Raw genomic sequence first — 11,667 nt, 5'->3', positions numbered from 1 at the left:
GCCCGCCCCCCCGCCCTCCTGGGGGGGTGGGGGCGGCCCCCCCCCCCCCCCACCCCACCCATCGCCACTTTCGCTACTCGTCGGTAGCATCCTTTCCATGGCAGAGACTGAAGCGGTGGAACAGCCCCGTCGGGCCGCGAAGGACGAGCGCCGGGTCGCCAGGCTCGCGAAGGACATCGGCGCGTTCGCCAAGGCGCACGGCGGCGCCGAGGGCCAGTTGGCGTACGTGGGCGAGCGCGGCACCCGCATCGTCCTCGTCGGCGAGGACGGCGGCTGGGGCGACCTGATGGCCCGTACGTACGAGATCGCGCAGAAGGCGGTCGAGAAGGCCGGCATCACCGTCCACGAGGACTTCGACGGCGACTTCGCCGCCAAGGTCGAGACCGGGCCGTACGAGTGGAAGCGCATGGCGGGCATCCAGATCGGCGGCGGAACCCCGGTGCGCCGCGGTTGACGGTCATCGGATGGGCGCAGGTGTGCGAGCCGAGGTTCAGCAACACCAGGCGCCCGTTCACCCGTTAGGACCGTAGGAGCACGGTCCACCGACGGGAGCCCCGGATGATCGAAACGCCGTCCCTGGTGGACCAGTACTGTCACGGAGTGCTCCGCACGGAACTGGGCCTCGGCACGTTCGAGGCCCACCTCGGGCGCGGCGAGGGCCCGCCCGCCCCCGGCACCACCTTCTTCGACACCCAGACCGGCTTCGCCGTACGCCGCTGGTGCCCGCCCCTGCTCGGCCTCGAACCGCACTGCGCGCCCGCCAGATACCTGGCCAGACGCCGCGAACTCGGCGTGTTCGAGGCGGGCCGGCGCCTTCTGCGCGGCAGCGGCATCACCACCTACCTGGTGGACACCGGGCTGCCCGGCGACCTCACCGACCCCGCCGAACTGGGCCGGACCGCGGCGGCCGACGCCCACGAGATCGTCCGGCTCGAACTCCTCGCCGAACAGGTCGCGGACACCTCAGGGACCGTCGAGTCCTTCCTCGCCAACCTCGCCGAGTCGGTGCACGGCGCCGCCGCGCACGCGGTCGCCTTCACCTCGGTGGCGGGCGTACGGCACGGCCTCGCCCTCGCGCCGCAGCCGCCGGGGCCCGGCGAGGTACGGGGAGCGGCGGGGCGCTGGCTCGCGGCGCGCACGGTCGGCGGGCCGCTCACGGACCCGGTCCTCCTGCGCCACCTGCTGTGGATCGCGGTCGCGTCGGGGCGGCCCCTGCAACTGCACGCCGGGCTCGGCGAACCGGGCCTGCGCATCGACCGCACCGACCCGGTCCTGCTCACGGACTTCGCCCGCGCCACGGCGGGCCTCGGCACCGATCTGATCCTGCTGCACGGCTACCCGTACCACCGCCACGCCGCGCACCTGGCGGGCATCCTGCCGCACGTCTACGCCGATCTGGGCCCGGCGCTCGCCCGTACGGGTGCGCGGGCGGCGGCGGTCCTCGCGGAGATCCTGGAACTGGCCCCGTTCGGCAAGCTGCTGTTCTCCAGCGGCGCCCACGGCATCCCCGAACTGCACGTGGTCGGCGCCCGCCTGTTCCGCGACGCGCTCGGCCGTGTCCTCGGCACCTGGGTCGCCGAGGGCGCCTGGTCGCTCGCGGACGCGGAGCGCGTGGCGTCGATGATCGCGGCGGGGACGGCGCAGCGGGTCTACGGGCTCGGCGACCCGGCAGCCGTCTGAGCGGCCCGGGTCAGACGGCCGACAGCTCCGGGTCCGCCTGGGCCGGGACACCGGCCGTGAGCCGCGGGCGCTCCCGCAGCGACAGCAGGACACGCAGGACACCGATCCACACAAGGGCCGAGCCCAGCATGTGCAGGCCGACGAGGATCTCCGGCAGGTCCGTGAAGTACTGGACGTAGCCGATGACGCCCTGCGCGAGCAGGATCAGGAACAGGTCGCGGGTGCGGTGCAGCGGGCCCTTCGGGGCGTCGACGGCCTTCAGGACGAACCAGAGGGCGAACGTCAGCGTCACCACGATCCAGGCCAGGACCGCGTGCCCCTTCGCGACCGTCTCCCAGTCGAGCGGCATCCGGTGCACGTCGCTGGAGTCACCCGCGTGCGGGCCCGCGCCGGTCACGACCGTGCCGACCGCGACGAGCAGCCCCGTCACCACGACCAGGACCCACACGAGCTGCTTGATCGCGGCGCCGACCAGCGGACGCGGCGCGCCGTCGCCCTCGCGGGTGCGCTGCCACATCAGCACGGCGACGGTCAGGAGCGCCGTCGTCAGGATGAAGTGGGCCGCGACCGTGTACGGGTTGAGGCCCACCAGGACGACGATGCCGCCGAGCACCGCGTTGCCCATGACGACCCAGAACTGGGTCCAGCCCAGCCGGGTCAGCGGGCGGCGCCACGGCTTCTGCGAGCGGGCGGCGATGATCGCCCAGCCGACCGCCGCGCACAGCACGTACGTGAGCATGCGGTTGCCGAACTCGATGACTCCGTGGAAGCCCATCTCGCTCGTCGTGGTCAGCGACTCGTCGGTGCACTTCGGCCAGGTCGGGCAGCCGAGGCCCGACCCGGTCAGGCGCACGGCGCCGCCGGTCACGACGATGACGACCGTCATCACGACGGCGGACATGGCCGCTCGCTGAACCGTCCGCTGCGTGGGGGTCCAGCGCTCTGCGATGAAGCGAAGCGGGTTGCGGATCGCCTGGGCGGCGTCGGCGCGGGTCACGTTGGGCACGCGCACCATCGTAGGGGGCCGCTTGTGCACGGCTTCACGAGGGGGACGTATCCGGGCCATCTGTGACGCGGGTTACGACTTTCAAGGCGCGGGGCGCTCACTCCCAGTGGAAGAACCTGCCCGCCGCGCCGAGCCCCACGACCGCCCACACCGCGAGGATGCCCAGGTCGCCCCAGGGCATCGCCGTACCGTCGCGCAGGACGTCGCGCAGGCCGTCCGAGAGCGCCGAGATGGGCAGCAGGCCGAGCACCGACTGGGCGGCGTCCGGGAACTTGTCGAGCGGCACGATGACGCCGCCGCCGACGAGCAGGAGCAGGAAGACCAGGTTGGCGGCGGCCAGCGTGGCCTCCGCCTTGAGCGTGCCCGCCATGAGCAGGCCGAGCCCGGAGAAGGCGGCGGTGCCGAGAATCAGGAGCAGCAGCACGGCGAACGGGTTGCCGTGCGGCGACCAGCCGAGCGCGAAGGCGATGACGGTCAGCAGGACGACCTGAAGCACCTCCGTGACGAGCACGGAGAGCGTCTTGGCCGTCATCAGCGCCCAGCGGGGGAGAGGGGAGGCCCCGAGCCGCTTGAGCACCCCGTAGCGGCGCTCGAAGCCCGTCGCGATGGCCTGACCGGTGAAGGCGGTCGACATCACGGCGAGCGCGAGGACGCCGGGCGTCAGGAAGTCGACGGCCTCGCCGGAGCCGGTGTCCACGATGTCGACCGACGAGAACAGCACGAGGAGCAGCGTCGGGATGACGACGGTCAGCAGAAGCTGCTCGCCGTTGCGGAGCAGCATCTTCGTCTCCAGGACGGCCTGCGCGGCGATCATGCGGCCCAGCGGGGCGGCGCCGGGCTTCGGGGCGTACGTGCCGGCGCTCATCCGCGCAGCTCCTTGCCGGTCAGTTCGAGGAAGACGTCTTCGAGGGTGTGCCGCTCCACGGAGATCTTCTCCGGCATCACGCCGTGCTGGGCGCACCAGGAAGTGACCGTCGCCAGAAGCTGCGGGTCGACCTCGCCGGTCACGCGGTACGAGCCCGGGGTCAGCTCGGCGGCGGCGGAGTCTGGCGGCAGCGCCTTGAGCAGCGAGGCCACGTCCAGCCCGGGGCGGCCGGAGAAGCGCAGGGTGTTCTCGGCGCCGCCGCGGCACAGTTGCTCGGGGGAGCCCTGGGCGATGACCTTGCCCGCGTCGACGATCGCCACGTCGTCCGAGAGCTGCTCGGCCTCGTCCATGTGGTGCGTGGTCAGGATGACGGAGACCCCGTCGGACCGCAGGTCCCGGACCAGGTCCCAGGTGGCGCGCCGGGCCTGCGGGTCGAGCCCGGCGGTCGGCTCGTCCAGGAACACCAGCTCGGGCCGGCCGACGACGGCCATGGCGAGCGCGAGCCGCTGCTGCTGCCCGCCGGAGAGCCGCCGGTACGTCGTACGGCCGCAGGAGCCGAGCCCGAGCCGCTCGATGAGGGCGTCCACGTCGAGCGGGTGGGCGTGCAGCTTGGCGATGTGGCGCAGCATCTCGTCGGCGCGGGCGCCGGAGTAGACGCCACCGGACTGCAACATCACGCCGATCCGGGGCCGCAGCTCGGTGGCCTGCTTGGCGGGGTCGAGCCCGAGCACCCGAACGGTGCCGGAGTCCGGCCTGCGGTACCCCTCGCAGGTCTCGACGGTGGTGGTCTTGCCGGCACCGTTCGGCCCGAGAACGGCCGTGATGCCGGGCCCGGTCTCCAGATCGAGGCCGTCGACCGCGGTCTTGTCTCCGTACCGCTTGACCAGACCTGAGATCCGGACGACGGGGTCACTTCGCATGGTGACCAAGTCTAGGGAGGCCGGCCTGGTACCCGGCGCGCGGGTGCGAGGGAGCGTCAGGGTCCGGCCCGGAGCGGGCGGGGTGGTGCGCCGTGGATATGCCGACCGTGAGCGTCCGCGGGTCGCGTCGTGGTTGCTCGCGCAGTTCCCCGCGCCCCTGAGGGGCGCGCCCTGCCGGCCGACCCCAGGGCAAGCGCCCCGTAAGGGGCGCGGGGAACTGCGCGGCCAGCCACGACGCGACCCGCAGACGTCCCCGTCCGCGACCCCCAACGGCGCCTCGCCCCCGCCCGCCCCACCCACCTGCGACGATCGACCGCAGACCGTTTCCGCAGGTCACGCCGCGTACATCACTTAGGCATGCCTAAGTGATGTACCGCACCGCCGTCCGCCAAGGACTCCGCTTGTCAGGGTCTGAGGAATTACGCAACAATGGCGTTGTGAAAAACGTCGGCGAGGCTCAGGAGGCACCCACGGGGGCCCCTCAGGAAGAGCTCGCGACCGGTGAGCGTTCGACGCGGAACCGGGTCGCGCGCTCCATCCTGGACCACGGCCCGTCGACCGTCGCCGATCTGGCGGGGCGCCTCGGGCTCACCCAGGCCGCCGTCCGCCGCCACCTCGACGCGCTCGCGGCCGACGCCGTAGTCGAGGCCCGTGAGCAGCGGGTCTACGGCGCGCGTACGCGCGGGCGGCCCGCGAAGGTGTTCGCGCTGACCGACTGCGGCCGCGACGCCTTCGACCAGTCCTACGACAAGCTCGCCGCGGACGCGCTCCGCTGGATCCAGTCGCAGCCCGGCGGGGACGAGGCAGTCGTCGCCTTCGCCCGCGCCCGGCTCGCCGCGCAGGCCGAGTCCTACCGCGCGGCGGTGGAGGGCGCCCCGGCCGGTGACCGCGCCGCCGCCCTGGCCAAGGCGCTGAGCGCGGACGGGTACGCTGCTACGGCCCGCAGCGCGCCCCTCCCGCAACAGGGCGAGCAGCTCTGCCAGCATCACTGCCCGGTCGCGCATGTCGCCGAGCAGTTCCCGCAGCTCTGTGAAGCCGAGACGGAGATGTTCTCGCAGCTCCTCGGCACGCACGTGCAGCGGCTCGCCACCATCGCTCACGGCGACGGCGTCTGCACGACGTTCATCCCGCGGAGCGATGTGAAGAGCACTGCGAAGCACAGCACGAACACCCCGAAGACCGATACCAACGCAACTGCACGCACCGCCGGGAGGAACCCCGCATGACTCTCCCCATCGAGGAGACTGCCCACCCCGAGCTCGAGGGCCTGGGCAAGTACGAATACGGCTGGGCGGACTCCGACGTGGCCGGTGCCTCTGCCAAGCGCGGCATCAACGAGGACGTCGTCAAGGACATCTCCGCGAAGAAGTCCGAGCCGGAGTGGATGACGAAGCTCCGTCTCAAGGGGCTCAAGCTGTTCGGCAAGAAGCCCATGCCGAACTGGGGCTCGGACCTGTCGGGCATCGACTTCGACAACATCAAGTACTTCGTGCGCTCCACGGAGAAGCAGGCGGAGTCCTGGGAGGACCTGCCCGAGGACATCAAGAACACGTACGACAAGCTCGGCATCCCGGAGGCGGAGAAGCAGCGCCTCGTCGCCGGTGTCGCGGCCCAGTACGAGTCCGAGGTCGTCTACCACCAGATCCGCGAGGACCTGGAGGAGCAGGGCGTCATCTTCCTCGACACGGACACCGCCCTGAAGGAGCACCCGGAGCTCTTCAAGGAGTACTTCGGCACGGTCATCCCGGCCGGTGACAACAAGTTCGCCGCGCTGAACACGGCCGTGTGGTCGGGCGGCTCCTTCATCTACGTGCCGAAGGGCGTGCACGTGGAGATCCCGCTCCAGGCCTACTTCCGTATCAACACGGAGAACATGGGCCAGTTCGAGCGGACGCTGATCATCGTCGACGAGGACGCCTACGTCCACTACGTCGAGGGCTGCACCGCCCCGATCTACAAGTCGGACTCGCTGCACTCCGCGGTCGTCGAGATCATCGTCAAGAAGGGCGCCCGCTGCCGTTACACGACCATCCAGAACTGGTCGAACAACGTCTACAACCTGGTCACCAAGCGCGCCGTGGCGTACGAGGGCGCGACCATGGAGTGGATCGACGGCAACATCGGCTCCAAGGTGACGATGAAGTACCCGGCCGTCTACCTGATGGGCGAGCACGCCAAGGGCGAGACGCTGTCCATCGCCTTCGCGGGCGAGGGCCAGCACCAGGACGCCGGTTCCAAGATGGTCCACATGGCGCCGAACACGTCGTCCAACATCGTCTCTAAGTCCGTGGCGCGCGGCGGTGGCCGCACCTCCTACCGCGGCCTGGTCGAGATCGGCGAGGGCGCCCCGGGCTCGAAGTCGAACGTGCTGTGCGACGCGCTGCTCGTCGACACGATCTCCCGCTCCGACACCTACCCGTACGTCGACGTCCGCGAGGACGACGTCTCCATGGGTCACGAGGCGACGGTCTCCAAGGTCTCCGAGGACCAGCTCTTCTACCTGATGAGCCGCGGTCTGAGCGAGTTCGAGGCCATGGCGATGATCGTGCGCGGCTTCGTCGAGCCGATCGCCAAGGAGCTGCCCATGGAGTACGCGCTCGAGCTCAACCGGCTGATCGAGCTGCAGATGGAGGGCTCGGTCGGCTGACCCCAGCCGCACCGAGAACCGTCCGTCAAGCCACTTAACGTTAGAAAGCGAGCGCTACGACAGCCATGGCTGAGGCTCAGAATCTCCCCGGTGGTTCCACGACCGCCGGAACCATCGCGGTGGCCGCCGAGTCGACCGTCGCCACGCGCATGAGCGCGCCCCCCTCCTTCGACGTGGCGGACTTCCCGGTCCCGCACGGCCGTGAGGAGGAGTGGCGGTTCACGCCGCTGGAGCGGCTGCGCGGCCTGCACGACGGCACCGCCGCCGCCACCGGCACCGGCGTCAAGGTCGACGTGGAGGCGCCGGCCGGCGTCACCGTCGAGACCGTCGGCCGGGACGACGCCCGGATCGGGAAGGCCGGCAAGCCGGTCGACCGTGTCGCCGCGCAGGCGTACTCGGCGTTCGAGCAGGCGTCCGTGGTCTCCGTGCCCAAGGAGACGGTGCTCTCCGAGCCGATCCGCATCAGCGTGCACGGCGAGGGCGGCACCGCCTACGGCCACCAGGTCATCGAGCTGGGCGCCTTCGCCGAGGCCGTCGTGATCCTCGACCACACCGGTGACGCGGTGCTCGCCGCCAACGTCGACTACCTGCTCGGTGACGGCGCGAAGCTGACCGTCGTCTCCGTGCAGGACTGGGACGACAAGGCCGTCCACGTCGCCCAGCACAACGCGCTGGTCGGCCGCGACGCCTCGTTCAAGTCCGTCGTCGTCACCTTCGGCGGTGACGTGGTCCGCCTGCACCCGCGCGTGCAGTACGCGGGCACCGGCGGCGAGGCCGAGCTGTTCGGCCTGTACTTCACCGACGCGGGCCAGCACCAGGAGCACCGCCTCCTGGTCGACCACAACACCCCGCACTGCAAGTCCAACGTCGTCTACAAGGGCGCGCTCCAGGGCGACGACGCGCACGCCGTCTGGATCGGTGACGTCCTCATCGAGGCCGCAGCCGAGGGCACGGACACGTACGAGATGAACCGCAACCTGGTTCTGACCGACGGTGCCCGCGTCGACTCCGTGCCGAACCTGGAGATCGAGACCGGCGAGATCGTCGGCGCCGGCCACGCCTCCGCGACCGGCCGCTTCGATGACGAGCAGCTCTTCTACCTGATGGCCCGCGGCATCCCCGCCGACGAGGCGCGCCGCCTCGTCGTGCGCGGCTTCTTCGCCGAGCTGGTCCAGCAGATCGGTGTCCCGGACATCGAGGAGCGCCTGATCGAGAAGATCGCCGCCGAGCTGGAGGCGTCGGTCTGATGGCTGACTCCCCCGTGTACCTGCGCGCCTGCGGACTGAGCGAGCTGACGGACGACACCCCCAAGCGGGTGGAGCTCGACGGCACGCCGGTCGCGGTCGTCCGCACCGAGGGCGAGGTGTTCGCGATCAACGACATCTGCTCCCACGCGAACGTGTCGCTCTCCGAGGGCGAGGTGGAGGACTGCCAGATCGAGTGCTGGCTGCACGGCTCCAGCTTCGACCTCCGTACCGGCAAGCCGTCCGGCCTTCCCGCGACGCGCCCCGTCCCCGTATACCCCGTAAAGATCGAAGGGGACGACGTGCTCGTCTCCCTCTCCCAGGAGTCCTGAGGCACCCATGGCAACGCTTGAAATCCGAGACCTGCACGTCACCGTCGAGGCCGACAACGCCACGAAGGAGATCCTCAAGGGCGTCGATCTCACCGTGAAGCAGGGCGAGACGCACGCCATCATGGGCCCGAACGGCTCCGGCAAGTCGACCCTCGCCTACTCCATCGCGGGTCACCCCAAGTACACGATCACGCAGGGCACCGTCACCCTCGACGGTGAGGACGTCCTGGAGATGTCCGTCGACGAGCGCGCCCGCGCCGGCATGTTCCTCGCCATGCAGTACCCGGTCGAGGTCCCCGGCGTCTCCGTCTCCAACTTCCTGCGCTCCTCCGCCACCGCCATCCGCGGCGAGGCCCCCAAGCTGCGCACCTGGGTGAAGGAGGTCAAGGGCGCGATGGAGCAGCTCCAGATGGACCCGGCCTTCGCCGAGCGCAATGTGAACGAGGGCTTCTCCGGCGGTGAGAAGAAGCGCCACGAGATCCTCCAGATGGAGCTTCTCAAGCCGAAGATCGCGATCCTCGACGAGACCGACTCCGGCCTCGACGTCGACGCGCTTCGCCAGGTGTCGGACGGCGTCAACCGCGTCCGTGAGACCGGTGAGGTCGGCACCCTGCTGATCACGCACTACACGCGCATCCTGCGCTACATCAAGCCGGACTTCGTGCACGTCTTCTCGGCGGGCAAGATCGTCGAGTCCGGTGGTCCCGAGCTGGCCGACACCCTCGAGGCCGAGGGCTACGAGAAGTACACGAAGGGCGGCGTATCCGCGTGACAGTGGCCCACCAGGGGCTCACCGGCCTCCTCGACACCGAGGCGATCCGCAAGGACTTCCCGATCCTGGATCGCACGATCCACGACGGCAAGAAGCTCGTGTACCTGGACAACGCGGCGACCTCGCAGACGCCGCGCCAGGTGCTCGATGTGCTGGCCGAGTACTACGAGCAGCACAACGCCAACGTCCACCGCGGCGTGCACGTCCTCGCCGAGGAGGCCACGGCGCTCTACGAGGGCGCCCGCGACAAGGTGGCCGCGTTCATCAACGCGCCCAGCCGCGACGAGGTCATCTTCACGAAGAACGCCTCGGAGTCGCTGAACCTCGTCGCCAACATGCTGGGCTGGGCGGACGAGCCGTACAAGGTCGACCACGAGACCGAGATCGTCATCACGGAGATGGAGCACCACTCCAACATCGTGCCGTGGCAGCTGCTCTCGCAGCGCACGGGCGCGAAGCTGAAGTGGTTCGGCCTGACCGACGACGGCCGTCTCGACCTGTCCAACATCGACGAGGTCATCACGGAGAAGACGAAGATCGTCTCCTTCGTGCTCGTGTCGAACATCCTCGGCACCCACAACCCGGTCGAGGCCATCGTGCGCCGCGCCCAGGAGGTGGGCGCGCTCGTCCTCGTCGACGCCTCGCAGGCCGCGCCGCACATGCCGCTGGACGTGCAGGCGCTCCAGGCCGACTTCGTGGCCTTCACCGGCCACAAGATGTGCGGCCCGACCGGCATCGGCGTGCTGTGGGGACGCCAGGAGCTCCTGGAGGACCTGCCGCCGTTCCTCGGCGGTGGCGAGATGATCGAGACCGTCTCGATGCACTCCTCCACGTACGCTCCCGCGCCGCACAAGTTCGAGGCCGGCACGCCGCCGATCTCGCAGGCCATCGGCCTGGGCGCGGCGATCGACTACCTCAGCGCCATCGGCATGGAGAACGTCCTGCGGCACGAGCAGGCGCTCACCGAGTACGCCGTGAAGCGGCTCCAGGAAGTCCCGGACCTGCGCATCATCGGTCCGACGACGGCCGAGGAGCGCGGCGCCGCGATCTCCTTCACGCTCGGCGACATCCACCCGCACGACGTGGGCCAGGTCCTCGACGAGCAGGGCATCGCGGTCCGGGTCGGCCACCACTGCGCGCGGCCGGTCTGCCTGCGGTACGGAATTCCTGCGACCACGCGAGCGTCGTTCTATCTGTACTCCACGCCGGGCGAGATCGACGCTCTGGTCGACGGCCTGGAGCACGTACGGAACTTCTTCGGGTAGCGGGCAGGACGGTCGACTGATGAAGCTGGATTCCATGTACCAGGAAGTCATCCTGGACCACTACAAGCACCCGCACGGTCGGGGCTTGCGGGACGGCGACGCCGAGGTGCACCACGTCAACCCCACGTGCGGCGACGAGATCACGCTGCGTGTGAAGTACGACGGCGAGACCATCGAGGACGTGAGCTACGAGGGGCAGGGCTGTTCGATCAGCCAGGCGTCGGCCTCCGTACTGAACGACCTGCTGGTCGGCAAGGAGCTGGCGGACGCGCGCAGGGTCCAGGAGACGTTCCTGGAGCTCATGCAGTCCAAGGGCCAGATCGAGCCGGACGAGGCGATGGAGGACATCCTGGAGGACGCGGTCGCGTTCGCCGGGGTCTCCAAGTACCCGGCCCGAGTCAAGTGCGCTCTCCTTAGCTGGATGGCGTGGAAGGACGCGACGGCGCAAGCCTTCGCGGAGGAGGCGAAGACCGCATGAGTGACAGCACGGCAGTGGAGATGAAGCCGGCCTCCGAGGAGGAGGTCCGCGAGGCGCTGTACGACGTCGTCGACCCCGAGCTGGGCATCGACGTCGTCAACCTGGGCCTGATCTACGGCATCCACATCGACGACGCGAACATCGCGACGATCGACATGACGCTGACGTCCGCGGCCTGCCCGCTGACCGACGTCATCGAGGACCAGGCGAAGTCCGCCACCGACGGCATCGTCAACGAGCTGCGGATCAACTGGGTCTGGATGCCGCCGTGGGGCCCGGACAAGATCACGGACGACGGCCGCGAGCAGCTGCGCGCGCTGGGGTTCAACGTCTGATCCAGCGCCGCCCAGGGGCGCGAGGAACTGCGCGCTCAGCCGACGAAAAGCCGCGGACGCGATCGGCGAGAGCGCCGCGCATAACCGGTGATCTTCGGGAAACTCGCAGGCCATGGGCGTGAT

General features: G+C 70.0%; 13 protein-coding genes. 10 read left to right on the top strand and 3 right to left on the bottom strand.

All coding sequences use genetic code 11. The annotated features are described in order from the left end of the window. The first annotated feature begins 97 nt into the window (after nt 1-97). Nucleotides 98-454, top strand: a complete 357-nt coding sequence (locus tag ABZ877_RS39335; RefSeq protein WP_361081409.1) for a hypothetical protein — start codon at nt 98-100, stop codon at nt 452-454. A gap of 104 nt (nt 455-558) precedes the next feature. Then, nucleotides 559-1,680 (top strand): amidohydrolase family protein, encoded by a 1,122-nt coding sequence (locus ABZ877_RS39330; protein WP_361081406.1) that lies wholly within the window; start codon nt 559-561, stop codon nt 1,678-1,680. A gap of 10 nt (nt 1,681-1,690) precedes the next feature. Here the strand turns inward: ABZ877_RS39330 and ABZ877_RS39325 are convergent, their stop codons facing one another. The 3 genes from ABZ877_RS39325 to ABZ877_RS39315 form a co-directional block, all read right to left on the bottom strand. Further along, entirely contained in the window at nt 1,691-2,695 is a 1,005-nt protein-coding gene (locus ABZ877_RS39325) for a COX15/CtaA family protein (protein ID WP_361081403.1), read from the bottom strand. Nucleotides 2,696-2,783: 88 nt separating this feature from the next. Beyond that, nucleotides 2,784-3,551 (bottom strand): ABC transporter permease, encoded by a 768-nt coding sequence (locus ABZ877_RS39320; protein ID WP_361081400.1) that lies wholly within the window; start codon nt 3,549-3,551, stop codon nt 2,784-2,786. Beyond that, nucleotides 3,548-4,471, bottom strand: a complete 924-nt coding sequence (locus tag ABZ877_RS39315; protein ID WP_361081397.1) for an ABC transporter ATP-binding protein — start codon at nt 4,469-4,471, stop codon at nt 3,548-3,550. Before ABZ877_RS39315 ends, ABZ877_RS39320 begins: the two co-directional genes overlap by 4 nt. 437 nt (nt 4,472-4,908) lie before the next feature. Here ABZ877_RS39315 and ABZ877_RS39310 point away from each other — a divergent pair, with 437 nt between their 5' ends. The 8 genes from ABZ877_RS39310 to ABZ877_RS39275 all read left to right on the top strand — a co-directional run bounded on the left by ABZ877_RS39310 (nt 4,909) and on the right by ABZ877_RS39275 (nt 11,544). Beyond that, nucleotides 4,909-5,697 carry a metalloregulator ArsR/SmtB family transcription factor gene (locus tag ABZ877_RS39310; protein WP_361081394.1) on the top strand — a complete coding sequence of 263 codons (789 nt, stop codon included), beginning with the start codon at nt 4,909-4,911 and terminating at the stop codon, nt 5,695-5,697. Continuing rightward, on the top strand, nt 5,694-7,118 hold the full coding sequence (sufB, locus tag ABZ877_RS39305; protein ID WP_361081391.1) for a Fe-S cluster assembly protein SufB: 1,425 nt from the start codon (nt 5,694-5,696) through the stop codon (nt 7,116-7,118). The genes ABZ877_RS39310 and sufB overlap by 4 nt, the downstream gene beginning before the upstream one ends. A 65-nt stretch (nt 7,119-7,183) precedes the next feature. Then, nucleotides 7,184-8,365, top strand: a complete 1,182-nt coding sequence (sufD, locus tag ABZ877_RS39300; RefSeq protein WP_361081389.1) for a Fe-S cluster assembly protein SufD — start codon at nt 7,184-7,186, stop codon at nt 8,363-8,365. Beyond that, a complete protein-coding gene (locus ABZ877_RS39295; protein WP_361081386.1) occupies nt 8,365-8,694 on the top strand; it encodes a bifunctional 3-phenylpropionate/cinnamic acid dioxygenase ferredoxin subunit in 330 nt (109 codons plus the stop codon). Before sufD ends, ABZ877_RS39295 begins: the two co-directional genes overlap by 1 nt. Before the next feature lie 7 nt (nt 8,695-8,701). Then, entirely contained in the window at nt 8,702-9,466 is a 765-nt protein-coding gene (gene sufC, locus ABZ877_RS39290) for a Fe-S cluster assembly ATPase SufC (RefSeq protein ID WP_361081383.1), read from the top strand. Next, the gene (locus ABZ877_RS39285; RefSeq protein ID WP_361081380.1) at nt 9,463-10,731 is read left to right on the top strand and encodes a cysteine desulfurase; all 1,269 of its coding nucleotides are present in this window, start codon (nt 9,463-9,465) and stop codon (nt 10,729-10,731) included. The genes sufC and ABZ877_RS39285 overlap by 4 nt, the downstream gene beginning before the upstream one ends. 19 nt (nt 10,732-10,750) lie before the next feature. After that, nucleotides 10,751-11,209, top strand: a complete 459-nt coding sequence (sufU, locus tag ABZ877_RS39280) for a Fe-S cluster assembly sulfur transfer protein SufU (protein ID WP_361081378.1) — start codon at nt 10,751-10,753, stop codon at nt 11,207-11,209. Beyond that, complete coding sequence (locus ABZ877_RS39275) at nt 11,206-11,544, top strand: metal-sulfur cluster assembly factor (RefSeq protein ID WP_361081375.1); 339 nt, start codon at nt 11,206-11,208, stop codon at nt 11,542-11,544. Before sufU ends, ABZ877_RS39275 begins: the two co-directional genes overlap by 4 nt. The last annotated feature ends 123 nt before the right edge of the window (nt 11,545-11,667 follow it).

The organism is Streptomyces sp. NPDC046939 (assembly GCF_040644575.1).
Taxonomy (GTDB): domain Bacteria; phylum Actinomycetota; class Actinomycetes; order Streptomycetales; family Streptomycetaceae; genus Streptomyces.
This window is presented reverse-complemented; position numbering and strand designations above follow the sequence as displayed.